Here is a 25,453-nt window from a genome sequence, read left to right on the forward strand (position 1 = left end):
AATCAGCAGGGGCGGCGGGCGCCGCCCCGTGGCGTGTCACTCGAAGATCGGCTCGAAACCGGCATCGCTCAGGGCGCTTGCGCGGGCGCTCATCCACTCGCTGGCAAAGGCGTCGTTATCGCTCGGGGCTTCTTGCATGAACTGTTCCCAGGCGTCGATCAGCACCTGCTGGCGTTCGACCAGCTGGTCCTGGTGTGCCTGCATCTCGTCGGTCCACGCATCGATTTCCTTGTAGTACTCGACGACCGCATCATGAAACGGCACGACCCACTGTAGATCCTGGTACTCCAGAGCGTATCCGTTGGCGCCGGGGGCGTTATCCTTGTAGTCGTCATAGTTCTCCTGCAGCGCCTTGATCAGGCCATAAGCAACGTTGTCTTCCAGGTCCTGATTGGCGACCACGATAGGGTACGGGTAGCTGGCACTCGCCAGCGGATCATCGGCGCTGATATCGCCGGCACCGGCAGTCACTTCGTGGGGGCGGAAGTAGGGCGCGACGGCGGCCATGCGCTCCCAGCCTGCCTCGTCATTGGGGTCCAGCACCGGCCAATTGATGCCGCGCGGGCTGCTGGCCAGCTGCTGGGCAGGCGGGGTGACGGTGGTAGTGAAAGAGGCATCCACATCGCCGGCAATAATGCCGTCGAACGAGCGGGCATAGCCCGGATAGTCCACTCGTTCCACGTCGTCCCAGGTAAGCCCGCCGAAGGCCAGATACGCCTCGGTACCCTTGTTGAGCGCATCATCCCCCCGGATATAAGCAATGCGCTTGCCCGCCAGATCCGCCGGCGTTTCAACGTTCAGGTCGCCGGCCACGGCCAGGGAAAGGCCGAAGGAGGCGGTGGAGGTGGTGATCACGCGGATCGGCTGGGGTCCCCAGTCGCGGTCGGCGAACATCATCACGCCTTCCATGCCGTAGTAGCTGGCGATCCCGCAGGCGCACAAGTCGACGCGTCCCTGCTTCAGCGGGGTCATGCGCGATACGTCGTTTTCACCCGGCAGAATACGTACTGAAGAGTCGTATTTGTTCTGCAGCATATTACCGATGGCGACTGCCTGGGCGTAGCCACTGGAGTTGGTACCGTAGGCGGTCCAGGCCATGGTGCTGGGAAGCTCGACGTCACTTGCATGGCTGACAGCAGAGCCAAGCAGTGACAGTGGGAAAGCGGCGATCAGCATGTATCGAGCAGATGGGCGCATTGATAGGCTCCTTTATTATGGTTGTGAGGCGGAATAAGTTACGCTGAGTTACAATGTGTTTTGCTATGCGGTATATTGTTTTGCAAATTGTCGATTGATAGTAGTGAAGCCGCCGGTAATATGTCAACGTCGTTATCTCGGCGGGCACGCGTCAAGACCTCGGGCATACTAAAAAGCCAGGCATTGGCCTGGCTTTTTAGTAAAGGGAAGGTAAATCACAACACTAGGAAAATTCCCGCCACGCGGCGTAGGTGCTTAGAAACACCCGCCCGGTCAGCGCGTCGAGAAAATCGCTGTTCTTGAGTCTGTCCATGACCGGGCCCTTTACTTCGGAGAGGTGAAGCTTGACGTTCGAATCCTTCAGCCGGGCGTTGATGGCGTCCAGGCTCTCGAGTGCCGAGGCGTCGATCAGGTTGACCGCCGAGCAGATCAGCACCACGTGCTCGAGCTCCGGGTGGCTGGCCACCAGGTTGTAGACGGTATCTTCCAGGTAACGAGCGTTGGCGAAATAGAGGCTTTCATCGATACGCAAAAGCGCTGCATTGGTAGGCGCCTGAACGTCGTGGCGTTCGATATTGCGAAAGTGCTCGGTATCCGGCACCCGTCCTACCAGGGCGCTGTGCGGGCGGCTGGTGCGGTAGAGAAACAGCGCGATGGAAAGCGTTACACCGCCGATGATACCAGCCTCGATACCTTCTACCAGGGTGAGCACAATGGTGACCGCCATGGCGGCAAAATCGCTGCGCGAATAGCGCCAGGTCTGACGCAGCATGGGGATATCCACCAGTGTCAGAATCGATACGGTGATGGTCGCGGCAAGGGTTGCGATCGGCAGGTAGAAAAGCCAGCCAGTAAACGAAAGCGTGATCAGAGCGATGCCTAGTGCCGCAAAGGCGCCGGCCGCCGGCGTCTGCGCGCCGGCATCAAAGTTGATCACCGTACGAGAGAGTCCGCCAGTCACTGGCATGCCGCTACTGATACCGGCGGCCAGGTTGGCTGCTCCCAGGCCAATCAGCTCCTGATTGGGGGAAATGCGCTGGCGCCGCTTGGCAGCCAGCATCTGCCCCATGGAGACCGACTCGACAAAGCCCACCAGGCTGATCAAGAGTGCCGGCACCAGCAGCGTGCGCCACAGCGAACCATCCCCCCAGGGAAAGCTCAACGCCGGCAGGCCGCTGGGGATATCGCCCACCACGGCCACGCTCTGGTCCGCCAATTGCCAGTGCCAGGTCATCAGCGTGGTGGCCACCACGGCAAAGACGGGGCCGGCCTTGGTGATGAGATCGACAAGCCCTTTGGGCAAGCCCACGCCCGTCAGGATCTTCTTGCCAAAGCGGCGCATGCCGATCAGAAACGTCAAGGTGCCGACGCCGATCATCAAGGTGTAAGGATTGATGCCTGCAAGGTTGGGGATCAACGTCATCAGCCGCTCAACCAGCGTAAAACCGCTGCTGGAGACTCCCAGCAGACTGCCCAGCTGACTGACCGCGATCAGGATGCCCGAGGCGGTCAAGAACCCGGAGATGACCGGGTGACTCAGGAAGTTGCTGAAAAACCCCATCCGCAGCGCGCCCATCGCCACCAGAATCGCTCCTGAAAGCAGCGAGAGAATCAGCGCGGCTTCGAGGTACGTGGCTGTGCCCGGTTGGGCCACGCTTGAGAGCGCCGCTCCGGTCATCAAGGCGATGATCGCCACCGGCCCTACGGCCAGGGTTCGGCTGGTGCCCAGAAAAGTGTAGAAAAGCTGCGGCAGAATGCTGGCGTACAGACCCACCACCGCCGGTAATCCAGCCAGCAGCGCGTAGGCCAGTGATTGGGGAATGACCATGACGGTGACGATCAGCCCCGCCAGCAAGTCAGCACCCAGCAGGCGCCTATGGTAGTGGGGTAGCCACGCGAGGATGGGTAGGTAGCGCTTGAGCATGGGTTCCGGGCCATCGAGAAGGTTTAAGAACCGAACGTTCTTTAGTTAGATACCAATCTTAACGCGTTCGCCACCGCTTTGCGGTACCGGTGAGAAAATTAACCGGCTCTCCTGCTCCCAAAGTGCTACTTCCATCATAGTCGTAACCCGTTAAGCTGACTGAGAATACAGTAGTCCAGTATTCAAGCGCTCAATAACATCAATTACAAAAGAGTTCTTTCCATGCGGCGACGACCTTTATCAGTGCTACGTTTACTGGTGCCCTTGATTCTGCTGGTGCTGGCCATCGAGCTTGTCTCTTATTCCCGTGGCCTCGAGTACGTGGCGCTGCTGTGCGCCCTGCTGGCCGGGGCCGGGCTGGTCGTAAGCGCGCTCTCGGGCATTTACCTGGCTGACCCGGAGCGCTTGACCCAGGTTCGCGGGGTGAAACCGCTACGCGATTACGGCTCGCTCAAGGCCATGGCCTATCGACTGATGGGCCGCGCCAGCAGCACGGCCATCGCCTCGGCAGAAGTGTCCCACTACGCCGATCTGATGGATCAGCGCTTGAACCAGCAGGAGGCCATGGTCCGCGAAGCCTCTTCGAGCATGAGCGCCATCAACACCGCTATCCTGCAGGTCAGCGCCAGTGCCACCCAAGTTGCTTCGCTTGCGGAAAACGCTCGTCAGGCCGGGCACCACAATCGCGATGAGCTGTCTGCCATCATCCGGGACATGAGCGAGGTCGCCCAGCGCTCCGATCAGGCGCTTGCCATGCTTGGCGCACTCAATGACAAGATCGAACGAGTGCGCAACGTGACCTCCATGATCGAGGACATCGCCGAGCAGACCCACCTTCTGTCGCTCAACGCCTCTATCGAGGCCGCCAGGGCAGGTGAACACGGGCGCGGGTTTGCCGTGGTGGCCGGGGAAGTGCGTAGCCTGGCGTTGAAGACCTCGACCGCTACCCAAAGCGTCGAGACGCTGGTCAAGGACATGCATCAAAGCGGCCAGCAGGTGGCGGTGACCCTGGGGTCACTCATGACCCGCGTACGCGAGCGGGCCGAAAGCCTGCAAGCGGTGGGAGAAAGCCTGGGCACGATGACCGGTGAGTTCGATCAGGTTCAGCTCGAAATTACCGGCGTCGCCGAGTCCATGGAGAGCACCAAGGCGCACAGCCAGACCGTCGCCGAGAGCCTTGGCCAGCTGGAAGCCGATGTCGACGAGGGTAACCGCAACATGCACGACCTGGCCGCCCAGGCGCGGGCCTTGATGGAGGCCGCCGAAGGCGTGGATGGGGAGCTTGCCCAGCAGCGCCTGAAAGGGCGGCATCAGGACGTGTTTATCGCAGCCCGTCAGGCCGCCGATCACATGGGCAAGCTGCTTGAAAAAGCCATTGCCCGAGGTGAGGTGACCGCACAGGCGCTATTTCAGCCGGATTATCAAACCATCCCCGGCACGCGGCCGCCGCTTTATCGCACCGGATTCGATGCCTTCACCGACCAGCACCTGCCGGCACTTCAGGAGCCGCTGTTAGAGCAGTACGGGCTGAGCTATGCCATTGCCTGCGACCGCAACGGCTACGTGCCCACCCATAATGCCAGCGTCAGCCGCGAACCGACCGGCGATTATGCCCATGATCTCAAGTACTGCCGCAGCAAGCGCATTTTCGATGATGCCACGGGCAGCCGCTGTGGTGCGCATACCCAGCCTTTGCTGCTGCAAACCTACAAGCGCGATACCGGAGAAATCATGCATGACCTCTCGGTACCCATCTATATCAACGGCAAGCACTGGGGCGGTTTTCGGGTCGGCTATCATCCAGAGCGCTCCACTGAAACGGCGTTGCCGCTGGCGCATCATCGTTCTTCTTCAGTCCACCACCTGGCGCGGGCGTGACTGCCAGGATGACCAGGAGTAAAGGGCAAGGCCCAGCCAGATCATGATAAAAGTGGCCAGTTGAATGGTGCCGAGCGGCTCGCCGAAGATGAGCAGGGCAATCAGAAACTGGATGCTTGGGTTGATGTACATCAAAAACCCTAGCGTCGAGAGGCGCAGCCGCCGGGCCGCGCCGGCAAAGGCCAGCAGCGGGAGCGCCGTGGCTACACCGCTCGAGACCAGCAGCACGCTCACGGGCGCGTCATAAAGAAAATGCGATTCACCCTGCAGGCTGAGCCAGGTCAGCGCCAGAAGCGCCAACGGAAAGAGCAGCAATGTTTCCACGAACAGCCCGGACAGGCCATCCAGCGGTATCTGTTTGCGAAACAGCCCGTAGCTGCCAAAGCTCAGCGCCAGCATCAGGCTGATCCAGGGCAGCTCGCCCAGCAGGGCAAACTGGATGATGATGGCAAGGCTTGCAAGCCCCAGCGCCACCAGTTGTAGTCGTGCCATGACTTCCCGCAGCACCAGCATGCCAAGCGCCACGTTGACCAGAGGCGTCAAGAAATAGCCCAGGCTTGCCTGCAGCACCTGACGGCTCTCTACCGCGTAGATATAAAGCCCCCAGTTGGCGCCGATCAATAGCGCGCAGATCAGTACGCGGCCGAGTCGGCGCGGTTCTTTCAGGGCAGCCACGACCGGCGTCCAACGCTTTAAAAGCGTGATCAGCCCCACCAGAAACACGCAGGACCACAAGATGCGATGGACCAGCACCTCGAAAGCTGGCATGCCCTCGAACAGCGCAAAGTAGAGCGGAAAACAGCCCCACATGATATAGGCCGTCAAACCGAAGGTGACGCCTTTGGCTGCCTGGGGATCGCGAACAGAAGGGGAGTGCATAGCAGCCTCATTATTTAAAAATGCTAATCTATCACACAATATGACAACACACCGGTGAAAGGAGAAGTAGCATGACGCAGCTGAAAACGAGCCTTGTACAGTGTGATTTGCGCTGGGAAGACCCCGAGGCCAATCATGCACACCTGGAGCGTTTGCTGGGGGAGCTTGATAGCCGCGACACCGACCTGATCGTGCTGCCCGAGATGTTCGCCACCGGCTTTACCATGAACTCCCGGGAAATGGCCCAGCCGATGAACGAGAGTGCAAGCGTTGCCTGGCTCAAGGCGCAGGCCAAGGCGCGCGGATGCGTGATGACAGGAAGCGTTGCCATCAAGGATGACGCCCTGCACGGCAATGACAGCCAGTACTACAACCGAATGATCTGGGCCACACCGGAGGGCGAAACACGCCATTACGACAAGCGCCACCTGTTTCGCATGGCCGGCGAACACGAGCGCTACGGCATGGGCAAGACGCGCCAGATCGTCGAGCTCAAGGGTTTCAAGCTGCTGCTCAGCGTATGCTATGACCTGCGCTTTCCGGTCTGGACACGTCAGCAACCGGCGCAGGGCGAGCACTTCGAGTATGATGCGCTACTTTGCGTCGCCAACTGGCCCGCCCCGCGCCGTATGCCCTGGCGGACACTGCTTCAGGCCCGCGCGGTTGAAAACCTCACGTATGTGGTGGGCGTCAACCGGGTAGGCGAAGATGCCAAGGGGCTGGCCTACAGCGGCGACTCCATGCTGGTCGATTTCAAGGGCGAGCCCTTGATCGACCATCCCGCCCATACCCCGTTCATTGAAACGGGCATACTCGATAAAACGGAACTCGATGCTTTTCGTGAAAAATTTCCAGCCTGGCAAGATGCCGACCGCTTTTCGCTGCTGCCAGGGGTGGGTCAATAATGCGCCTTGACCGCTTTTTGAGTGAAACCAGCCCCTTGACCCGCAGTCTCGCCAAGCGGGCACTCAAGAATGGCGAAGTGACGCTGAACGGCGAACCGGTCAAGCAGGCGTCAACGCACATCGATACCGAGCGCGATGAGGTGGTGCTCAACGGCGAGACGCTCTCTCTGGTTGGGCTTCGCTACCTGATGATGCACAAGCCTGCAGGGGTGGAGTGCACCGCACGGCGCGGGCTCTACCCCCGGGTGGTCGATCTGATCGACCTGCCCAAGGCGGAGCGGCTGCAGCCGGTAGGGCGCCTGGATGTGGATACTACCGGGCTTTTGCTTCTGACCGACGACGGCCAGTGGTCCCACCGCGTGACCTCGCCCAAGCACCGCTGCGCCAAGGTATATATTGCCGAGCTTGCCGAGCCTTGGGAGGGCAGCGCTGCAGAGCACGCCATCGAGCAGGTCGCCCAGGGCATTCTGCTCGACGATGAGGACACGCCGACCAAGCCCGCGACGCTGCGCTTCATCACCCCCCAATGCGCCGAACTGACCTTGACCGAAGGGCGCTACCATCAGGTCAAGCGGATGTTTGCTGCTCTTGGTAATCACGTCAACGAATTGCATCGTCAGTCGATTGGCGACATTTCCCTGCCCGATGACCTGGCCCCCGGCGAATGGCGCGAACTCAGCGCCGAAGAGATCGCCAGCTTCTAAAATCTGGCCCAGCGCCCTTTATCGGGCGCTGTCAGGCGTACTCATATTATACCGTTATCTTACATATAAAATTATTTGCCCGCGCCTGAGCTTGAGTCCTGTAACCAAGCGTCAGGCAGAAAGTTCGTGCAGGTGGGCGGCGGCAATCAGCGCCTGGGTATAGGGGTGCTGGGGTGAAGTCAGCACATCCAGGCAGGGTCCTTGTTCGACCACTTCACCATCTTTCAGCACCATGATGCGGTGCGCCATGGCGCGTACCACTGCCAGGTCGTGGCTTATGAACAGATAGCTCAGCTTTCGGCGCTCCTGGAGCTGGCGCAACAAGTTGACCAGCTGCTTTTGCACCGTGCGATCCAGCGCCGAGGTCGGCTCGTCCAGCACCAGAAGCTCCGGCTCGAGAATGATTGCCCGGGCCACGGCAATGCGCTGGCGCTGGCCGCCGGAAAATTCATGCGGGTAGCGTGCCGCCACGCTTTCCGGAAGGCCGACTTCCCTGAGCGTCTGGTGCACCCACTCGGCGACTTCGTCCTGGGTCAAGTGCGGGTAGTGAAAGCGCAAGCCTTCGCTGACGATATCGAACACCGGCATGCGCGGCGAGAGGGCGCCATAAGGGTCCTGAAACACCATCTGGAAGCGATGGCGCTGGCGGCGCAGGGTGTCGCCGTTAAGCTCGCTCAAGCGCGCCTCGCCCAGGTTTATCTCTCCCTGGCTCTGCACCAGACGCATGATAGCCGAGGCCAGCGTCGTCTTGCCGGAGCCGGATTCACCGACGATACCCAGCGTCTCGCCCGGGGCAATGGCAAGATCAACTGCCTTGACGGCTTCAAAGGGAGGTGGCTGTCGCTTGAAAAGTCCCGCCCTGGGACGCGCGAAGCTGACCCTTAGCTGACGTGCGGTGAGTAGCGGCGCCTCCTTGATAAAGGGGGCTGGGCGGCCTTCGGGCTCGGCGGCCAGCAGTGCCTTGGTGTAGTCGCTTTGGGGGCGAGTAAACACCTCTTCCACCGGGCCGATTTCCTGAACCTTGCCCTGGTACATCACACATACGCGTTCGGCATAGCGGCGTACCAGGTTGAGGTCGTGGCTGATGAACAGCATGCCCATGCCATGGTGGTCGCGAAGCTCCTTCAGCAGCGCCAGAATATCCTGTTGTACGGTGACATCGAGTGCCGTGGTGGGTTCGTCGGCAATCAGAAGCTTAGGATTGTTGGCAATCGCCATGGCGATCATCACACGCTGACGCTGGCCGCCGGAAAGCTGGTGGGGCCAGGCGTCCAGCAGCTCCTCGGGCCGCGGCAGCTTCACCTGTTCGAGCAACTCCCTGGCCCGCAAGCGTGCCGCCTTGCCGCCAAGCCCCTGGTGCAGGCGCAACGTCTCGCCGATCTGCTTGCCGATACGGTGGAGCGGGTTGAGCGAGGTCATGGGCTCCTGAAACACGAATCCTACCCGGTTGCCGCGTACACCGTTCCACTCTCGGCTGGAAAGGCGGTCAAGGTCGGTATCCTCCAGCCAGCGCTCACCGCTCACCTCGGCGTTACCGGGCAGAAGGTTGAGCGCCGCCAGCGCCGACACCGACTTGCCCGAGCCGGATTCGCCGACAATCGCCAGGGTTTCGCCAGCGTTCACGCTGAGCGACAGCGAATCCACCACGGTATGGCCGTCGAAGGCGATGGTGAAGTCGGTCAATCGCAGCAGCGGCTTTAAAACGTTTGAGTCAGGCATGCGGGGTTCCCTGTGCCGGCCGGGGGCTGAGTTTGATATGCCGCGGGTCAAAGGCGTCGCGCAGGCCTTCGCCAATGAACACCAGAAGCGAGAGCATGATGGCAAGCGTCATGAACGCGGTGATGCCAAGCCAAGGGGCGTGCAGGTTGTTCTTGCCCTGCGCTGCCAGCTCGCCAAGTGAAGGGGCGCCCGGCGGCAGACCGAAACCGAGAAAATCCAGCGCCGTCAGCGTGCCGATGGCGCCGGTAAACAGAAAAGGTATGAAGGTGAGCGTGGCTACCATGGCGTTGGGCAGCACGTGGCGCCACATGATCAGCCGTGACGGCAGGCCCATGGCCTTGGCGGCGCGCACGTACTCCAGATTACGCGCTCGCAGAAATTCCGCACGCACGATATCGACCAGCCCCAGCCAGGAGAACAGCAGCATGATGCCCAGAAGCCACCAGAAGCCTGGCTGCACGAAGCTGGCCAGGATGATCAGCAGAAACAGTACGGGAAGCCCCGACCAGATCTCGGTGATGCGCTGACCGATGAGATCCACCTTGCCGCCGAAATAGCCCTGCACGCCGCCGGCAAGCACGCCCAGCACCAGAGAGCCCGCAGTCAGCACCAAGGCAAAGGCTACCGACAGGCGAAAGCCGTAGATGACCCGGGCCAGCACGTCACGGCCCTGGTCGTCGGTGCCCAGCCAGTGGCGCCGGTCCGGCGGTGCCGGCGAAGGGCGGGTCATCTGCATGTCCAGCGTCTGGTAGGAGAACGGAATCATCGGCCACAGGGCCCAGCCGTGGTCGTGGATCTGCTCCTGGATGAACGGGTCGAGATAATCGGTGCGCGTGGGCAGAAAGCCGCCGAACTCGGTTTCCGGATACTCCACCAGCAGCGGCGCGTACCACTGGCCATCGAAGTGCAGAATCAACGGCTTGTCGTTGGCGATCAGCTCCGCCGCAAGGCTCAGGATGAATAGCCCGCCAAACAGCCAGAGCGAAACGCGTGCCCGCCGGTTGGCCTTGAAGGCCGCGATACGACGCCGGGTGATCGGCGACAGTCCTTGGAGCAGTCGTGATGTCATAAGGCCCATGCTCACGACTCCCTTGATGCAAAATCGATGCGCGGGTCGACCCACACATAGGTAAGATCCGATATCAGCTTCAGCACAAGCCCGATCACGGTATACAGGAACAGCGTGCCGAAGATTACCGGGTAGTCGCGCTGCATGACCGCCTCGAACCCTAAAAGCCCCAGCCCATCGAGAGAGAAGATGACCTCGATCAACAGCGCCCCGGTAAAGAAGATGCCGATCATGGCGGCGGGCAGGCCTGCAATGATGATCAGCATGGCGTTGCGGAACACATGGCCGTACAGGATGCGGCCTTCGGTTGCCCCCTTGGCCCGGGCGGTGAGTACGTACTGCTTGTGGATTTCATCCAGAAAGCTGTTCTTGGTCAGCATGGTGAGGGTGGCAAAACTGCCGATCGCGGCGGCGACGACCGGCAGTGTGATATGCCAGAAGTAGTCCTTCACCTTACCCCAGGTAGAAAGATCGGAAAAATCCGGCGAAGTGAGCCCGCGCAGCGGAAACCAGTCCAGGTAGCTGCCGCCGGCAAATACCACGATCAGCATGATGGCAAACAGAAATCCTGGAATTGCGTAGCCGACGATCACCAGCCCTGAGGTCCAGACGTCAAAGCGCGAGCCGTGGCGCAGCGCCTTGCGAATACCCAGTGGAATCGAGATCAGATAGACCAGCAGCGTCGTCCAGAGTCCGAGTGAAATCGATACCGGCAGGCGCTCGATCATCAGCTCGACCACCGGACGGTCGCGAAAGAAGCTGGTGCCGAAATCCAGCGTCAGGTAATCCGCCATCATCCCCATGAAGCGCTCATGGGCGGGCTTGTCGAAGCCGAACTGCTGCTCGAGCTGTTCGATGAAGCGCGGGTCGATGCCGCGCGCCCCGCGAGAGTCGTCATTGACCTGAATATCCGCGCCGCCCATGTCCAGACGTGTGCTGGCCATGGCGTTGGCGCCTTCGAAACGCGCCAGCATCTGATCGATAGGCCCGCCCGGGGCGGCCTGAACGATCATGAAGTTCAACAGCATGATGCCCAGAAGTGTGGGGATCATGAGCAGCAGTCGGCGTAGGGTATAGCGTGCCACGGTACACTCCATGAGTGATAAGCCAGCCAGGCGCTGCGGGCCTGGGTTATGCGTCAGTTGCGGCGCTGAAGTTCCGCTTCACGGACGGGATCCACCCACCAGGCATCCAGATCCATGCCGTACTCGGGAAACGGCTCCTGATAGCCGAACTTGTCCCAGACGGCGATCCGCGTTTCGCCCGAGTGGTAGTGGGGAATGGCGTAGAAGCCCCAGCGCAGCACGCGATCCAGCGCGTGGGCGGCGGTATCCAGCGTTTCTCGGCTATCGGCGCGGATGATATCCTCGACCAGCGCGTCCACCGCCGGATGGGCCAAGGCCATACGATTGCGGCTTTGCGGCGCCTCGGCCGCGGCGCTGCTCCAGTAATCGCGCTGTTCGTTGCCCGGATTGTTGGACTGGGGGAAGTGACTGGTCACGATATCGTAGTCGTAGTTACGCAGACGGTTGAGGTACTGGTTGATATCCACGATGCGCATGGAGGTCTGCACGCCGAGCCGGGCCATGTTGCGCAGCATGGGCTGTACCACGCGCTCGAGTGCGGCGTCGTACATCAGAACTTCCAGGCGCAGCGGCTGGCCGGTGGCTGAGTGAATCAGCACGCCGTCCTCGATTTCATACCCCGCCTCACGCAGGAGTTCGAGCGCGCGGCGCAGTCGCTCGCGCAGGTCCGTAGGCTCATCGATGGGCAGTGGGTCGGTAAATAGCCGCTCGGAGCGGTGCGAGGCCAGAAGTTCTTCCCGATAAGGTTCCAGCAGGGCAAGCTCGGCATCCGTTGGCAGCCCAGTGGCTTCCATTTCCGAATTCTGAAAATAGCTTTCGGTGCGCCGATAGGCGTCGTAGAAGATATTGGTATTGAGCCAGGGGAAATCGAAGGTCAGGCTCAGCGCTTCACGTACACGCGGGTCCTGAAACTTCTCCTTGCGCAGATTGAACACGAAGGCCTGCATCAAGGAGGGGTTCACATCGGGAACCGTGATGCGCTTGATCAGCCCTTCGCGGTAGGCAGGAAAGTCATACCCGGTTGCCCAGGTGGCAGCGCGGGCATCTTCACGAAAATCGATCAGCCCTGCCTTGAACGCTTCCCAGGCAATGTCCCGGTCACGGTAGTAGTCATAGACCACGCGGTCGATATTGTAGCGGCCAACGTTGACCGGCAGATCCTTGCCCCAATAATTCTCATCGCGCTGGTACACGATGCGCCGGCCCGGGTCCACTTCGCTGATGCGATAAGGCCCTGAACCGGGATGGGCGGCCAGCGTTGGCGAGGTGAAATCCCGCGGCTCCCAGTAGTGGCGGGGCAGAATGGGCAACTGAGTGACAATCAAGGGAAGCTCGCGCGACTGGGTACTCTTGAACTCGAAGCGCACCTGGTGCTCGTTCAGCGCCTCTACCTTATCGACATCGGCGTAGTAGCTGGCGTAGAACGGGTTGCCTTCCTCGCGCAGCAGGTTGAAGGAGAAGACCACATCATAGGCAGTGACCGGCTCGCCATCCTGAAAACGCGCTTCCGGGCGGAGGTCGAACTCGATCCAGCGGCGCTCGGGGTCAAGGCGGACGCCCTCTGCCAGAAGTCCGTAGGCGCTGAATGGTTCGCCTGGGTTGCTCGTCATGAGCGTGTCGTAGATCTGCGAAATGCCGGTGGCGGGCGTACCGCGAATGATGAATGGGTTGGTGGAGTCGAAACTCGAACCCACGGCCGTGTGGATGATGCTGCCGCCCTTGGGTGCCTGTGGATTGACGTGGGGAAAATAGGCGAAGTTCTCGTCAAGCGCTGGGCTATCGTAGAGCGATAGCCCATGCACGGTCTCGATCGGTGCACTATTGACGGTGTCGTCCGGTGCAAGGCTTGCCGTGTCCATGGTGTCGGCCTCGATGGGCGCGGCAGGCGCGGCAAAGCTCATCAGTAAACTGCTAACGATCAATATCGACTTGGCAAAAAATACACCGCGCAGCATGAGTTACATTCCGTATAAGCAGAGCCTTGCAGCTTAACGACCCGAGAGGGTCAGTAGCTGCCCCGGTTGCAGGGCTTCAGGGCGGTCGAGGGCATTCCAGCGTATCAGGTCATTCTGATTAACATTATAGCGGCTGGCAATGGCTGACAGGCTATCGCCGCGTTCAACGCGGTAGCTATCCGGCGTTGGGGCCGAGGCCAGGTCGCTGGAGGTCGTCTGCGAAAGCTGAGCTAACACCTGGGTATCGACTTCTTCAGGCACCAGAAGGGTTTGTGCACTGCGCGGATCGATGCTGCCGTTGAGCAGGCCAGGGTTTAGCTCGGCTAGCGCCGATTGACTGACATCCAGAAGTCTGGACGCCTGGGCAATGCTCAGTGGCTGCTCCAGCTGAACCTTGGCAAAGGCGGGATCTACGTGAATTTCAGGCAATGAAACGTTGAAGCGTGCCGGGTCATTGATGATGGTGGCAATTGCTTTCAGCTTGGGAATGTACTGCATGGTTTCGTGGGGCAGGGAAAGGTCCCAGTAGTCCGCATTCGAATCCTGGCTTTGAGCCTGGCGCAGGGCGCGATTGACCGTGCCGGCACCGGCGTTGTATGCCGCCAGAGAAAGCATGATATCGCCTTCATACCACTGGTCAGCCTGCATCTCCAGATAATCGAGTGCGGCATCGGTGGAGGTGATCACATCCAACCGGCCGTCGTAGTTACCGTTGCGTACCAGGCCCAGGGCATCGCCGGTGCCGGGCATGAACTGCCATAGTCCGGCCGCGCCGCGATGGCTGCGGGCGCTGGGGTCAAATGAGCTCTCCACGAAAGGAATCAGGGCAATTTCGCCAGGCAGACCGCGTTCGCTGACCTGCTGGCTGATCCAGGCAAGCCAAGGAGTGGCACGCTCGGTAATGGTGGCGATGTTTTGTGGGCTGGCGCGATAGTATTCGATCCATTCGTCCACGCGCGCCTGAGCAGCAGGGGGCAGGGTAAGGTCCTGCCATTGAAAACTCTGGCGAAGCGTCGTCCAGGCATCCTGGGGCTCAAGGTCCAGCGCTTCCCAGAAATGCGTTTGAAACGATGAGGGATAAGGGGAGGCAGCAGTGCCAGCACTCTCGTTATCCGGGGTGTCTGCGTAGGCATCGTATGCGGGGGCGGAAGCTTGGGTGTTTGCTGCAGCGGCCAACATCAGGCCCATAATTACCGTGCTGCCAGCGCTTAGCATCAAGCGCTGACGAATCGTTCGATAGGTCATAGTGAAATTCGTTTGGTTTCGATAGCGTACTTAAAAACGATTCTTCCACTCACGCAGAGTGGTAAACGTTGCGAGGTCGTGGTCATTGGGCCCTTGGGTACCTGCTGCGTTGCGTACCCCTTGTGTGCCTACACGCAGATAGGGATTGATCTTCAGCTCGCGTCCTATCGTGCTGGGCAGGGTTGGGCGCTCCAGTGCCCGGGCCTTTTCACACTCGTTCAAGGCGGTTGTCACGTCATCATTCTCTGGGTCTGCCGCTTTGGCAAAATCAAGGTTGGCTTGCGTGTACTCATGGGCTGCAAAGACCAGCGTATCTTCAGAGAGTTCCGCTAACCTGTTCAATGAAGTGAACATTTGTTCGGGAGAACCTTCAAATAAGCGACCGCATCCCGCGCAAAAAAGCGTATCCCCACAGAACAGAAGCCCAGGGATACCAGGGGCGTAAAAGCTTATATGGTCGAGCGTATGGCCAGGCGTGGCCATGACCTCAAACACACGACCCATGACGCGGACAGTGTCGCCATCGCCTACGTGTTGATCGATTCCTTCGATGGAGGGGTTTGCCGGGCCAATCACGTGAGGGGAGTAGCGCTTGATCAGCTTGGCAAGGCCTCCGGTATGATCCTGATGATGGTGAGTGATGAGGATCGTGTCGAGGGTCAGCGATTCGCGCTCAAGAAGCTCGATGACCGGATCGGCTTCACCGGGATCCACCACACAGACACTTTGACTGGTATCTTGTCGCAGTAGCCAAATATAGTTGTCGCTAAGGGCGGGAATCGGTGTCACGCTCATCATGGGCGAGATCCTTTTAGGGTTGCAAACCTGCTGATAAGTACGTTGAAAATACGCCGAGAAGGCGTTAAAAGCCGATACTCTGGAGGGAAGTGCTGTTCATGTCAAATTCAAGCCCGGCAGCGGTGATGGCCAAGCGTCTGATGGATAGTCACTTTTACTGGGAAACGGATGCCGGGCGCGCGCTCTGGGAGGTACAGCGCGCCTGCCTTGGGCCGGTGGTGGAAGATCGGCCAGGCAGGCATGGCCTTGAGATGAGCATGGGGCCTTCGCTGATGGGCGTGTCGTCCCTTTCCCACCCGATACGCTGGGTGCCTGCCCTGAGCCTGGCAACCGGGCCGTCCTCCCTGGTATGTCCACCGGATCACCTGGCGCTGCCTGACCGGTGCATGGACGTGGTGATCATCCACCATTGGCTCGAGCACTTGGATGCTCCCCATCACACCCTTCAGGAAGCCGCCCGGGTGACCGCCGATGACGGAAAGCTGGTGCTGATGGGGTTCAACCCGTTGGGCCTGAAGGGCCTTTACCGCAAGCTTCGAAAACGTCGTTCGGAATTTCCCTATAATGGGCAGTGGCACAAGGCCAGCCGGTTACGCGACTGGTTGACGTTTGTCGATTTTGAGGTCGAACGCGTAGACTATTGCTGCTTTAGAGGGGCGATGAAAGCGACCTGCCAGGAGAGCTGGGAAGCACTTGGCCGACGACACAACCTGCCTTGGGGCGAAAGTTACATGATTCAGGCGCAGCGCCGCCAACAGGCGGCACCGGTCAAGCGTGTCAGGTTTTCGTTACAAGCCCCGGTGCCTTCGTCTTCCCTGGGTGCCACCCGCAGCAGTTCCGCCCATGCATTCCCGCCAGGCGCCGGTCGCCCCAGAACACGTTGAAATACCCGTTGATAAAGGATAGCAAGTGTGAGTAATCAAGCTGCCGAGCGGCTGCCGCAAGTGACGGTATATACCGATGGCGCATGCCGGGGCAACCCGGGCCCCGGCGGGTGGGGGGTTCTCCTTTCAAGCGGCTCGCATGAAAAGACTCTGAAGGGGTTTGAAGCCGATACCACCAATAACCGTATGGAATTGATGGCCGCCATCATGGCCCTGCGCACGTTGAACAAGCCCTGCGAAGTAGCGCTGTGGACTGACTCCCAGTATGTCCGTCAGGGCATTACCCAGTGGATTCACAACTGGGTCAAGCGGGGCTGGAAAACCGCGGCCAGACAGCCGGTCAAGAATGCCGAGCTGTGGAAGGCGCTGCATGAAGAGACCCACCGCCACAAGGTGGCTTGGCACTGGGTAAAAGGGCATAGCGGGCACCCTGGTAACGAACGCGCCGATGCGCTTGCCAATGAAGCCATCGATGAACATCAGCAGAGGAGAGCATAATGCGCCAAGTGATCATGGATACCGAAACTACCGGTATCGACCCAAAGGATGGTCATCGCATTGTCGAGATCGGCGCCGTCGAGATGATCAACCGCCGTTTTACCGGACGCACCTATCACCAGTACATCAACCCGGAGCGGCATATCGATGCCGAGGTCGTGGCGATTCACGGTATCGATGACGAGAAGGTAGCCAACGAGCCGGTGTTTGCCCAGATAGCCGACGAGTTCTGGGCATTCATCGAAGGTGCTGAGCTGGTTATCCATAACGCACCCTTCGACGTGGGCTTTATCGATCACGAGCTGGAACTGCTCAACAGAACGCGCGGCGGGGCTCCCCTTGGTCCTGTGCGCCAGTACTGCCGGGTGCTGGATACGCTGACCATGGCACGCGAAATGCACCCGGGCCAGCGCAACAGCCTGGATGCGTTGTGCAAGCGCTACGATATCGATAATGGCCACCGAGTGCTGCACGGCGCCTTGCTCGACTCGGAGATCCTGGCCGATGTCTACCTGGCCATGACCGGTGGGCAGACAGCGTTGACGCTGGACGCCGATACCTCTTCTTCCGAAGAGCAGACGGCCAACCCTTCCAGCGAGGGGCTGTCGGTACAGCGGCTTTCATTGACGCCCGGCCAGCTGCGCGTTATTCGGCCAACCGATGAAGAGCGCGCCGCGCATCAGGCCAAGTGTCAGGCACATCAACTCAATTGGTTCAAGGAAAGCGGTCACGATGCTCAGGCGTGAAATTCCTCATCACGTGCGTGAGGGGCGCGTCATCAAGCTTTCCCGCAGTCGGATTGCACCCGCACCGCTTGCAGGCGAGCCCCTGACGCCGCTTCAACCCTACCAGCCGTGGACCACGCACATGCAGCCGCTGTGTTACTGGGACGATGAGCCGGTGGCTCTTTTACTCGAGCGTGAGCCGGAGGAGGCGTGGATTGATGGACGCCAGTGGATGGCAGAACTTCCCACTTCCTGGTTCAGCTTGCTGTCTACCGCGCTGCAGGTAGGGGCATGGCTTGAAAACCACCGCTTCTGCGGACGTTGCGGAGCGCCGGCGACCAAGCTGGAAGCCGAGTTCGCCATGCATTGCCATGCATGCGGGCATCGCAACTACCCACGCATTTCGCCGTGCATCATTACGCTGGTTACTAGTGGCGAGGCGATGCTGCTGGCACGCAGTCCGCGGTTTCCGCCTGGGCGTTACTCGACGCTGGCGGGCTTTATCGAGCCTGGCGAATCAGCCGAAGAGGCCGTACATCGTGAAGTGTTCGAGGAGGTGGGTGTGCATGTGGATCAGTTGCGTTACCACCAGAGCCAGGCTTGGCCTTTTCCACACTCGCTGATGCTGGGCTTCTTTGCCGAAGCCACCACCAGGCGTATTCGAATCGACGGGGTGGAAATCAGTGACGCGGCGTGGTTTTCACCGCGCCAGCTGCCATCGCTGCCCCCGCCGTACTCGATTTCCCGAGAGCTGATCGAAACGCATTTGGCTCGCTTGGGTTAATCGCGGTGGGCGGGGTGAGGGTAGGATCAGTTGGGGAACAGGCTGGTCAGCTTGGTGGCCAGCATGACGTTGCCGGTCGCCTTCAGCTTGCCGGTCATGAAAGCGGTCATGCCGTTGATGTCGCCGCTCATGATGCCCTTGAGCGTATCGGTGCTCATGCTCAGACTGACGGACGGATCGTCATGCTCGCCTTCGTGAACATCCAGGCTGCCATCGTCGATGACCAGGTAGTGGCTGCCGGCATCGGAAAAGTGAAACTGGAAGACTTCGTGCATTCCCTTGGCAGCGTCGGGGTTAAAACGAGCCTGTAATTTTTCAAGCGTGGTGTTCGACATGTGAGTATCTCCGTTGACGGTAAAAGGGCGTATAAAGGGGAGTGATAGCCCCGGCAATGTAGGTGAGCGTATTTCAAACAGGTGTTTTAATCAAGCGGTGTTACCGGGTGGCAATCGCAACGCCTGATCTTTTCATGGGAGAGTGTACGTGAGTGAATGGATAGCGGAAATGGGTACGTTTCTGTTGCAGACCACTATTGTGATGGTCCTGTTGGGGCTGGCATTGCTGGTGGTGTTGCGCGGCAAGGGCGCCCAGGGGCGTGACCTCAAACTCTATATCGAACCTCTTAATGAACAGCGCCTTGCACGCAAGAGGCGTTTGAAGGCGGCTTCCAGTGAGCCAGGCGCACGTAAAAGGCTCATCAAGGCGTTTCGTCGCGAAGATAAAAGGCGTCAGAAAGCTGCCAGGCAGGATGGCGAACAGTCAGCAACGCGTGTCTGGGTGCTGGATTTCCAGGGTGATCTGAAGGCGTCGCAGACCGAGCACTTTAGCCAGGAAATCTCGGCAATCATCGACGTGGCCACTGCCGATGATGAAGTGGTGGTGCGCCTGGAGTCCGCCGGGGGGCTTGTCCACGCTTATGGGCTTGCTGCAGCACAGCTTGACAGGTTGCGAAATGCCGGACTTTCTACCACGGTCTGCATCGACAAGGTCGCGGCAAGCGGCGGTTACATGATGGCCTGCACAGCGCACCACGTCAAAGCTGCCCCCTTTGCCGTTATCGGTTCGATCGGCGTCGTTGCCCAGGTGCCCAACGTTCACCGACTGCTCAAGCGGCATGACATCGATGTGGAGCTGCTCACGGCGGGTAAGTACAAGCGCACGCTGACAGTCCTGGGCGAAAATACCGAAGAGGGTCGGACGAAGTTTCTGGAGGATCTCGACAATACCCACCAGCTGTTCAAGCGCTATGTAAGCGATCATCGCCCGCAGATGGATATCGATACGCTTGCCACCGGGGAGATATGGTACGGCAGCGAAGCGGTGGACAACCATCTGGTCGACAGTCTGGGAACCAGCGAGGCTTATCTGGTGGAGCGCATGAGGCAAGCCAAGGTATACAGTGTCAAGCTGGAGCGCCCCAGGACCATGGGTCGCCGGTTGGGGATGGCGGTATCTGCTGGTGTGGAAAGTGCCATGCTCAAGGCCATGAGCATGCTGGAAGCCTCTAGCTGGCAGCGTCGCTGAACGCTTTCGGGCAGCGATAGGGTCTCAAGCGGGATAGTGCTGCGCCAAGGTGTTCAGAATCGCCTTGGCGCTTTCGCTACTGAGCGAATAGTAGATCGTCTGTGATTCTCGTCGGGTAGTGACCAGCGCATCGCGCCGCAGAATGGCCAGATGCTGGGAAAGGGCTGACTGGCTCAGTGAAAGCTGATGGTTGATCTGCGTTACCGAAAGCTCTTTTTCCGCCAGCAGGCAGAGAATCTGCAGCCGTTTTTCATTGGCCAGCGCTTTCAGCAAATGGGTGCTGTACACGAGGGCTTGGCCGTTGTTTTCAAGCAGGCGTGCAGCGGCGCTTGAGGACGCAGACATGACAATCTCCTTGCCTACACTGGGTGGATAGTTGTTATTTCAGCTTAAGGCTTCGTTTTTATAGTAGAAGAGCATCGTCGCGTTGCGAGGATAGTAAATCAATGATCAGTAATTTAGTGAATTTTGTCCAAGAAATTGTTTAACGGTTTATCAATGATAACTCCGAGATCAATTGCATACGACATGAGCGTCATTTACAGAGCATGCCTGGTTAGACAATGGTAGCAGAGCGAGCCGGGCGTATCGTTTATAAAGTGTCAGAGAGTTAGACGAGCACGTTCATACGCCAATTACTTCCATGATAAAAACAACCATCAAGGGTCGCCATGAACCGTTATCCAGTCGCTTACCGCCAAGCCACCGAAGAGCCTGAAGCGTTCTGGGCAGAACAGGCCCTGCGCGTGCCCTGGTATACCCCACCCACACAGATACTTACCTATGACGATCAGCAGCACGCACGCTGGTTCGAGGATGGCGAATTCAATATCTGCTACGCCGCTCTGGATCATCATGTCGCACAGGGAAGGGCCGAGCAGCCCGCTATTTACTGGGACTCACCAGTTGCCCAGGCCAAGTGCACGCTGAGCTACCGCGAGCTGCGCGATCAGGTTGCTCACTTTGCCGGGGCGTTGGCAGGCCTTGGAGTCGAGAAGGGAGACCGGGTGGTGATCTACATGCCCATGATTCCCGAAGCACTGGTTGCCATGTATGCCTGTGCACGGCTTGGTGCTGTTCACTCGGTCGTATTTGGTGGCTTTGCGGCACATGAGCTTGCCACGCGCATCGAGGACGCAGCGCCTAAGGTAGTCGTGGCAGCCTCCTGCGGTATCGAGGTCGACAAGATCGTTCCCTACAAGCCGATCATCGACCAGGCGCTTGTCCAGAGCCGTCATCAGCCTGATGCCTGCATCATCTTCCAGCGCGAATTTCAGCGGGCGACCATGGGCGTGCGCGACCATGACTGGAACGAACTCGTGGCCAAGGCGCCTTTCGCTGAATGCGTGCCGGTCAAGGGGTCGGATCCGCTCTATATTCTTTACACGTCGGGCACTACCGGCAAGCCCAAGGGTGTCATGCGGGACAGCGCGGGATATGCAGTAGCGCTTGCTTACTCCATGCAGACAATTTATGCCATGAACCCGGGGGAGGTAATGTTTACCGCCTCGGATGTTGGCTGGGTAGTAGGGCATTCGTATATCGTCTATGGTCCACTGCTGCGCGGTTGCACCAGCGTGGTATATGAAGGAAAGCCCGTCAACACACCGGATGCAGGTAGTTTCTGGCGTCTGATCGAAGCATACCGGGTAACGAGTTTCTTTACCGCGCCGACGGCATTCCGAGCGATCAAGAAGGCCGACCCGGATGCGAAGCTGCTCGAGCAATACGATATCAGCAGCCTGAAACACCTTTACGTGGCCGGTGAGCGGCTCGACGCGCCGACCTTTCACTGGCTGGACGACCTGCTGGACGTGCCGGTGATCGATCACTGGTGGCAAACCGAAACCGGCTGGCCGATCGTGGCCAATCAGCCTGGGCTCGAGGAAATGCCGATCAAACCGGGGTCTGCCAGTTTACCGGTGCCTGGTTTCAATGTGCAGGTGCTCAATCGCGAAGGCGAGCCGGCCGCACCGATGGAGCAGGGCAGCGTGGTGATCAAGCAGCCGTTGCCACCTGGCTGCCTTATCGGCATCTGGCGTGACCCCCAGCGTTTTCATGGTGCCTATATGGCCGCGTTCCCAGGCTATTACCTGACCGGTGACGGCGGCTATTTCGATCAGGCGGGTTACCTGTTCATCATGGGGCGCACCGATGATGTGATCAACGTGGCCGGGCACCGGCTTTCCACCGGTGAAATGGAGGAAGTGGTAGGCGGTCACCCGGCGGTGGCGGAGTGTGCGGTCATCGGCATTCACGATGCACTCAAGGGGCAGGTCCCCATTGGCCTTGTGATCCCCAAGGATGATTTCAGCGGGGATGAGCTGGCGCTTGAAAATGAGTTGTTAGCGCGTGTACGCGATACCATCGGGCCGATTGCCTGCTTCAAGCAGGTGCTCGTGGTCAACCGCCTGCCCAAGACTCGCTCTGGCAAGATACTGCGCAAGCTGTTGCGTAACATGGCCGATGGCAAGACGTTTGGTATTCCTTCCACCATCGATGATCCGACGAGCCTCGACGAGGTTCATGCCCTGATGTGTGAACGTGACGTCGGCGCCGCTGATAAATCCGCCTCGATTTGATCGAGCTAGGTTCTTGCATAGCGGCTGTGATGAATGGTGATCCTGAAAAGCCTGCGCTTTTATTGGCGTCGAGAACGCGTATAATGCGCGCCCAGCAGCGCTGTGCGCTTTCTTACGAGGGTTCCCTAACCCCTCCTGGCTTGTAAAAAAGGTTCTCCATGTTTGCATTGAATCCTGCTCAGTATCGCCGTTGCCTCATGGTCATGGTGGCGTTTCATATCGGCATCATTGCCGCCAGTAATTACCTCGTGCAACTCCCCTTTACCCTCTTCGGGTTTCACACCACCTGGGGAGCGTTCAGTTTCCCGTTCATCTTCCTGGCCACCGACCTGACGGTTCGGCTGTTCGGCAAGGGGCCTGCTCGCGCCATTATTCTGCGTGTCATGCTGCCGGCATTGCTGGTTTCCTACGTGGTGTCCGTGGTATTTCCACGGGGCAGCTTTGCAGGTATCGAGGCACTGGGAGAGTGGAACCTGTTCGTGGCACGTATTGCCCTGGCAAGCTTTCTTGCCTATGTGATCGGTCAGTTGCTGGATGTGCAGGTGTTTGACCGACTGCGCCAGCTGGCCTGGTGGATAGCGCCAGTGTGTTCGACCGTACTTGGCAATCTGGCTGATACCTTTGCCTTCTTCTGGACGGCTTTTCATAATAGCCCTGACCCCTTCATGGCGGCACACTGGATGGAAATTGCCGCCGTCGACTACGCCATCAAACTGGCCATCAGCCTGCTGTTCTTCCTGCCTCTGTATGGCCTCCTGCTTGCCTGGTTGACACGCCGGCTAGTGGTCTGGACAGGGCGCGCCGACCTTGCGCCGCGCGCGGCCTAGGAGTGCCTGAACGCCTCTTTATCCCCCGTTTATAACCCTAGGAAATCGATATGACGGATGCTGCCACGCTCGATCTGCACGTACTGGACATGGCCTGTGAAGCCCAGAGCGAAGCCACACCGCTGGTCGTGATTCACGGTTTGATGGGCAGCGCGGATAACTGGCGCTCCCATCTGAAGGTCTGGCAGCGTACGCGGCGGGTCATTGCCGTGGATTTACGCAATCACGGCCGCTCGCCGCACGGCGATGACATGCGCTATGCCACCATGAGTCAGGATGTGCTCGCACTGATGGACAAGCTCTCCATCCATCAGGCGCATATCCTGGGGCATTCCATGGGCGGCAAGGTGGCGATCAGCCTGGCACGGATGGCACCTGAGCGGGTGGTTTCTCTGTTGGTGGGGGATATTGCTCCGGTGGCCTATCAGCATGGTCACGATGACGTCTTTGCCGCACTTGAACGCGTCAGAGACACATTGCCCAAGAACCGCCGTGAAGCCGACGACCTGATGGCCGAGCACGTGAAGGCAAGATCGACGCGCCTCTTTCTGGCCACTAACCTGGTGCGCGGCGACAACGGAATGGAGCTTCGCGTGGGGCTTGATGAAATCAAGCGCGGCTACAGTGATATCATTGGCCCGCCCGCTGGCGATGTGCCTTTCGAGGGCCCGACCCTCGTACTGCGTGGGTCAGAGTCACATTATGTGACCGATGACATGCTGCCCGCTTTACGAGCCGTGCTGCCCAAGGCGCGGGTGGTAACGCTCAAGCAGGCTGGTCACTGGTTGCATGCCGAGCAGCCCGAGGCGTTTCAGCAGGCAGTCGATGCCTTCATTACGCATCACGACCGCTGAACCACATACTTCTCATAGCGCCTCGATGCTTAGGCCGTGCACTTCGGGCGTACGTAGAAAACGTTTGAGAATACGATAGCTATCCACATCGAACGCGGGGGTAGCGGCGTGGGTCAGGCGTTGGGCTTTCTTGAGGGTTTCGGCGCTGCCCAGGTAGCACCAATGGTCGACCACATGCCAGGCCTGCTTGCCTTGCGCGCTAGGGCCTTCCTGTATGGCAATACGCCCAGGCCATGGCCAGGCCTTGATCTGTAGCTGAGCCAATGCCTCCTGAGCACGCAGCGTATGGGTGGTCAGGCACTCCTTCCCATCGCAGGCGCCCAGGCATTTGCCCAGCTGGTTGGCAAAGCAGCGTCCTTTCCCTTTGGTCAACCCAAGCACCTGCGGACAAAGCTTATGCTCTTCGGCGACAGTGCGCAGCGTTTCCTTGGCATCCTTGGCACTTCGAAACAAGCCATAGAGCGCCCCTTCCGGTGGCTGGGTAAGCACGTCGCCGCCAGCAAGCGCTGGCTGGTGCGATCCCGCCGGCCAGTGCCAGGTCGTGAGCTTGCGCTGCTTGCGAAGCTGGCGGTTCATTATCGGCATCAAGGATTTGACCAGCTGCGCCTCACGCAGCTGGGCGCCAAGGTCGCCGGCAGTTTCTTCCCACTCGATATGATGAATCTGCTGGGCAAGGCGCATGGCCTTGTTGTTCTGGTAGTCGCGCTGAAAGTGGCTGAGCACCCGGCGGCGCAAGTTGACGCTTTTGCCTACGTAAAGAGGCAGCCGGTTGTGCCCATAGAAGAAGTAGACGCCCGGCGATTCGGGTAAATCCGCCAACTGATGGCTATCCAGATGCGCAGGTAACGTGCGATGACGTTTCTCCTCGGCAAGCATGCGTTGCCATGCATCATCCGTATGCTGACGTTGCCATGTCTGCCACAGTGTCCATAGCGCTTTGACATCATCGCCTGCGCGGTGTGCGCGAGCGCGAGGAATGGCGTGGCGCTCGAGCAGCGCCTTCAGGTTGTGCTGGGACTCGTGAGGCGTCAGCCTGCGGGAAAGGCGCAGCGTGCAGATGAGCGGTGCTTGATAGTCATGGCCCGAACGCGTGAAGGCATGGCGCAGAAAGCTGTAATCGTATCGTGCATTGTGAGCGACCAGCGTGTGGGCTGGGCCGAGCCACTCGCGAAGCGACGCGGCAATACCTTCAAAGCGTGGAGCGTCTTTTACCAGGGCATCATCGATACCCGTGAGCTGACTGATATTGCCCGGTATGCGGATATCTGGTTGAACCAGGCTGGACCAGCAGTCGACCGGTTGGCCATCGACCACCTTGAGCGCGGCAATCTCGGTAATGCGGTCGTGCGTGGCACTCGTACCCGTGGTTTCAAGGTCAATGAATATCAGCGGTGCCTGGGTCATGGCGCTCCTGGAT

Annotated in this window: 23 protein-coding genes; 11 read left to right on the forward strand and 12 right to left on the reverse strand. The window is 59.5% G+C overall.

The features are described 5' to 3' along the window. Positions 1 to 36 precede the first annotated feature (36 nt). Both HW452_RS09765 and HW452_RS09770 read right to left on the reverse strand, forming a co-directional pair. Complete coding sequence (locus HW452_RS09765; RefSeq protein WP_224105918.1) at positions 37 to 1,197, reverse strand: TAXI family TRAP transporter solute-binding subunit; 1,161 nt, start codon at positions 1,195 to 1,197, stop codon at positions 37 to 39. A 223-nt stretch (positions 1,198 to 1,420) separates the two neighbouring features. After that, entirely contained in the window at positions 1,421 to 3,121 is a 1,701-nt protein-coding gene (locus tag HW452_RS09770) for a SulP family inorganic anion transporter (RefSeq protein ID WP_224105919.1), read from the reverse strand. A gap of 222 nt (positions 3,122 to 3,343) precedes the next feature. On the opposite strand from HW452_RS09770, the gene HW452_RS09775 reads away from it, so the two are divergent. Next, on the forward strand, positions 3,344 to 4,999 hold the full coding sequence (locus HW452_RS09775; RefSeq protein WP_224105920.1) for a methyl-accepting chemotaxis protein: 1,656 nt from the start codon (positions 3,344 to 3,346) through the stop codon (positions 4,997 to 4,999). Here the strand turns inward: HW452_RS09775 and rarD are convergent. Then, positions 4,973 to 5,878 (reverse strand): EamA family transporter RarD, encoded by a 906-nt coding sequence (rarD, locus tag HW452_RS09780; protein ID WP_224105921.1) that lies wholly within the window; start codon positions 5,876 to 5,878, stop codon positions 4,973 to 4,975. The genes HW452_RS09775 and rarD overlap by 27 nt on opposite strands. Before the next feature lie 71 nt (positions 5,879 to 5,949). Here rarD and HW452_RS09785 point away from each other — a divergent pair, with 71 nt between their 5' ends. Beyond that, positions 5,950 to 6,783 carry an amidohydrolase gene (locus HW452_RS09785; protein ID WP_224105922.1) on the forward strand — a complete coding sequence of 278 codons (834 nt, stop codon included), beginning with the start codon at positions 5,950 to 5,952 and terminating at the stop codon, positions 6,781 to 6,783. Then, the gene (locus HW452_RS09790) at positions 6,783 to 7,487 is read left to right on the forward strand and encodes a pseudouridine synthase (protein WP_224105923.1); all 705 of its coding nucleotides are present in this window, start codon (positions 6,783 to 6,785) and stop codon (positions 7,485 to 7,487) included. Before HW452_RS09785 ends, HW452_RS09790 begins: the two co-directional genes overlap by 1 nt. Positions 7,488 to 7,598: 111 nt before the next feature. Here HW452_RS09790 and HW452_RS09795 read toward each other — a convergent pair whose 3' ends face one another. Genes HW452_RS09795 through gloB form a run of 6 tightly spaced genes read right to left on the reverse strand, consistent with a single transcriptional unit; the run spans position 7,599 to position 15,358 of the window. Continuing rightward, positions 7,599 to 9,206, reverse strand: coding sequence for an ABC transporter ATP-binding protein (locus HW452_RS09795; protein WP_224105924.1), 1,608 nt, complete (start codon positions 9,204 to 9,206; stop codon positions 7,599 to 7,601). Continuing rightward, positions 9,199 to 10,275, reverse strand: coding sequence for an ABC transporter permease (locus HW452_RS09800; RefSeq protein WP_425348105.1), 1,077 nt, complete (start codon positions 10,273 to 10,275; stop codon positions 9,199 to 9,201). The genes HW452_RS09795 and HW452_RS09800 overlap by 8 nt, the downstream gene beginning before the upstream one ends. Before the next feature lie 11 nt (positions 10,276 to 10,286). Next, positions 10,287 to 11,360 carry a microcin C ABC transporter permease YejB gene (locus HW452_RS09805; RefSeq protein ID WP_224105926.1) on the reverse strand — a complete coding sequence of 358 codons (1,074 nt, stop codon included), beginning with the start codon at positions 11,358 to 11,360 and terminating at the stop codon, positions 10,287 to 10,289. A gap of 53 nt (positions 11,361 to 11,413) precedes the next feature. Continuing rightward, positions 11,414 to 13,315 carry an extracellular solute-binding protein gene (locus HW452_RS09810; protein WP_224105927.1) on the reverse strand — a complete coding sequence of 634 codons (1,902 nt, stop codon included), beginning with the start codon at positions 13,313 to 13,315 and terminating at the stop codon, positions 11,414 to 11,416. Positions 13,316 to 13,348: 33 nt separating this feature from the next. Then, a complete protein-coding gene (locus HW452_RS09815) occupies positions 13,349 to 14,560 on the reverse strand; it encodes a transglycosylase SLT domain-containing protein (protein ID WP_224105928.1) in 1,212 nt (403 codons plus the stop codon). A 30-nt stretch (positions 14,561 to 14,590) separates the two neighbouring features. Further along, positions 14,591 to 15,358, reverse strand: coding sequence for a hydroxyacylglutathione hydrolase (gene gloB, locus HW452_RS09820; protein WP_224105929.1), 768 nt, complete (start codon positions 15,356 to 15,358; stop codon positions 14,591 to 14,593). Between the two features lie 98 nt (positions 15,359 to 15,456). On the opposite strand from gloB, the gene HW452_RS09825 reads away from it, so the two are divergent. From HW452_RS09825 to nudC, 4 genes are read left to right on the forward strand one after another with little or no spacing between them, the layout of a single operon-like run. Next, positions 15,457 to 16,242 (forward strand): class I SAM-dependent methyltransferase, encoded by a 786-nt coding sequence (locus HW452_RS09825; protein WP_224105930.1) that lies wholly within the window; start codon positions 15,457 to 15,459, stop codon positions 16,240 to 16,242. A 27-nt stretch (positions 16,243 to 16,269) separates the two neighbouring features. After that, positions 16,270 to 16,740 (forward strand): ribonuclease HI, encoded by a 471-nt coding sequence (rnhA, locus tag HW452_RS09830; protein WP_224105931.1) that lies wholly within the window; start codon positions 16,270 to 16,272, stop codon positions 16,738 to 16,740. Continuing rightward, complete coding sequence (gene dnaQ / locus HW452_RS09835) at positions 16,740 to 17,486, forward strand: DNA polymerase III subunit epsilon (protein WP_224105932.1); 747 nt, start codon at positions 16,740 to 16,742, stop codon at positions 17,484 to 17,486. Before rnhA ends, dnaQ begins: the two co-directional genes overlap by 1 nt. Next, on the forward strand, positions 17,473 to 18,249 hold the full coding sequence (nudC, locus tag HW452_RS09840) for an NAD(+) diphosphatase (protein WP_224105933.1): 777 nt from the start codon (positions 17,473 to 17,475) through the stop codon (positions 18,247 to 18,249). The genes dnaQ and nudC overlap by 14 nt, the downstream gene beginning before the upstream one ends. A gap of 26 nt (positions 18,250 to 18,275) precedes the next feature. Here nudC and HW452_RS09845 read toward each other — a convergent pair whose 3' ends face one another. Then, entirely contained in the window at positions 18,276 to 18,584 is a 309-nt protein-coding gene (locus tag HW452_RS09845; protein WP_224105934.1) for an SCP2 sterol-binding domain-containing protein, read from the reverse strand. A 148-nt stretch (positions 18,585 to 18,732) separates the two neighbouring features. Here HW452_RS09845 and sohB point away from each other — a divergent pair, with 148 nt between their 5' ends. Next, the gene (gene sohB / locus HW452_RS09850; protein ID WP_224105935.1) at positions 18,733 to 19,773 is read left to right on the forward strand and encodes a protease SohB; all 1,041 of its coding nucleotides are present in this window, start codon (positions 18,733 to 18,735) and stop codon (positions 19,771 to 19,773) included. Positions 19,774 to 19,797: 24 nt separating this feature from the next. On the opposite strand, the gene HW452_RS09855 is transcribed toward sohB, so the two are convergent. Then, on the reverse strand, positions 19,798 to 20,118 hold the full coding sequence (locus HW452_RS09855) for an ArsR/SmtB family transcription factor (protein WP_224105936.1): 321 nt from the start codon (positions 20,116 to 20,118) through the stop codon (positions 19,798 to 19,800). Positions 20,119 to 20,444: 326 nt separating this feature from the next. Between HW452_RS09855 and HW452_RS09860 the strand changes: the two genes are divergently transcribed. The 3 genes from HW452_RS09860 to HW452_RS09870 all read left to right on the forward strand — a co-directional run bounded on the left by HW452_RS09860 (position 20,445) and on the right by HW452_RS09870 (position 24,036). Then, positions 20,445 to 22,355, forward strand: coding sequence for a propionyl-CoA synthetase (locus HW452_RS09860; RefSeq protein ID WP_224105937.1), 1,911 nt, complete (start codon positions 20,445 to 20,447; stop codon positions 22,353 to 22,355). A 158-nt stretch (positions 22,356 to 22,513) separates the two neighbouring features. Continuing rightward, on the forward strand, positions 22,514 to 23,182 hold the full coding sequence (locus tag HW452_RS09865) for a 7-cyano-7-deazaguanine/7-aminomethyl-7-deazaguanine transporter (RefSeq protein WP_224105938.1): 669 nt from the start codon (positions 22,514 to 22,516) through the stop codon (positions 23,180 to 23,182). Between the two features lie 50 nt (positions 23,183 to 23,232). Then, positions 23,233 to 24,036 carry an alpha/beta fold hydrolase gene (locus tag HW452_RS09870; RefSeq protein ID WP_224105939.1) on the forward strand — a complete coding sequence of 268 codons (804 nt, stop codon included), beginning with the start codon at positions 23,233 to 23,235 and terminating at the stop codon, positions 24,034 to 24,036. Positions 24,037 to 24,048: 12 nt separating this feature from the next. On the opposite strand, the gene HW452_RS09875 is transcribed toward HW452_RS09870, so the two are convergent. Continuing rightward, complete coding sequence (locus HW452_RS09875) at positions 24,049 to 25,440, reverse strand: 3'-5' exonuclease family protein (protein WP_224105940.1); 1,392 nt, start codon at positions 25,438 to 25,440, stop codon at positions 24,049 to 24,051. Between the last annotated feature and the right edge of the window lie 13 nt (positions 25,441 to 25,453).

This window comes from Vreelandella aquamarina (assembly GCF_020075495.1).
In the GTDB taxonomy this organism is placed as follows: domain Bacteria; phylum Pseudomonadota; class Gammaproteobacteria; order Pseudomonadales; family Halomonadaceae; genus Vreelandella; species Vreelandella aquamarina_A.

Coding starts and splice junctions, on each gene's coding strand:
- dnaQ (WP_224105932.1), top strand. CDS start 16,740: ATGCGCCAAGTGATCATGGATACCGAAACTACCGGTATCGACCCAAAG.
- HW452_RS09860 (WP_224105937.1), top strand. CDS start 20,445: ATGAACCGTTATCCAGTCGCTTACCGCCAAGCCACCGAAGAGCCTGAA.
- gloB (WP_224105929.1), bottom strand. CDS start 15,358: ATGATGAGCGTGACACCGATTCCCGCCCTTAGCGACAACTATATTTGG.
- HW452_RS09815 (WP_224105928.1), bottom strand. CDS start 14,560: ATGACCTATCGAACGATTCGTCAGCGCTTGATGCTAAGCGCTGGCAGC.
- HW452_RS09785 (WP_224105922.1), top strand. CDS start 5,950: ATGACGCAGCTGAAAACGAGCCTTGTACAGTGTGATTTGCGCTGGGAA.
- HW452_RS09790 (WP_224105923.1), top strand. CDS start 6,783: ATGCGCCTTGACCGCTTTTTGAGTGAAACCAGCCCCTTGACCCGCAGT.
- nudC (WP_224105933.1), top strand. CDS start 17,473: ATGCTCAGGCGTGAAATTCCTCATCACGTGCGTGAGGGGCGCGTCATC.
- HW452_RS09845 (WP_224105934.1), bottom strand. CDS start 18,584: ATGTCGAACACCACGCTTGAAAAATTACAGGCTCGTTTTAACCCCGAC.
- HW452_RS09810 (WP_224105927.1), bottom strand. CDS start 13,315: ATGCTGCGCGGTGTATTTTTTGCCAAGTCGATATTGATCGTTAGCAGT.
- rarD (WP_224105921.1), bottom strand. CDS start 5,878: ATGCACTCCCCTTCTGTTCGCGATCCCCAGGCAGCCAAAGGCGTCACC.
- HW452_RS09825 (WP_224105930.1), top strand. CDS start 15,457: ATGTCAAATTCAAGCCCGGCAGCGGTGATGGCCAAGCGTCTGATGGAT.
- HW452_RS09800 (WP_425348105.1), bottom strand. CDS start 10,275: ATGACATCACGACTGCTCCAAGGACTGTCGCCGATCACCCGGCGTCGT.
- HW452_RS09875 (WP_224105940.1), bottom strand. CDS start 25,440: ATGACCCAGGCACCGCTGATATTCATTGACCTTGAAACCACGGGTACG.
- HW452_RS09770 (WP_224105919.1), bottom strand. CDS start 3,121: ATGCTCAAGCGCTACCTACCCATCCTCGCGTGGCTACCCCACTACCAT.
- HW452_RS09765 (WP_224105918.1), bottom strand. CDS start 1,197: ATGCGCCCATCTGCTCGATACATGCTGATCGCCGCTTTCCCACTGTCA.
- HW452_RS09865 (WP_224105938.1), top strand. CDS start 22,514: ATGTTTGCATTGAATCCTGCTCAGTATCGCCGTTGCCTCATGGTCATG.
- HW452_RS09775 (WP_224105920.1), top strand. CDS start 3,344: ATGCGGCGACGACCTTTATCAGTGCTACGTTTACTGGTGCCCTTGATT.
- HW452_RS09855 (WP_224105936.1), bottom strand. CDS start 20,118: ATGTCTGCGTCCTCAAGCGCCGCTGCACGCCTGCTTGAAAACAACGGC.
- HW452_RS09870 (WP_224105939.1), top strand. CDS start 23,233: ATGACGGATGCTGCCACGCTCGATCTGCACGTACTGGACATGGCCTGT.
- HW452_RS09795 (WP_224105924.1), bottom strand. CDS start 9,206: ATGCCTGACTCAAACGTTTTAAAGCCGCTGCTGCGATTGACCGACTTC.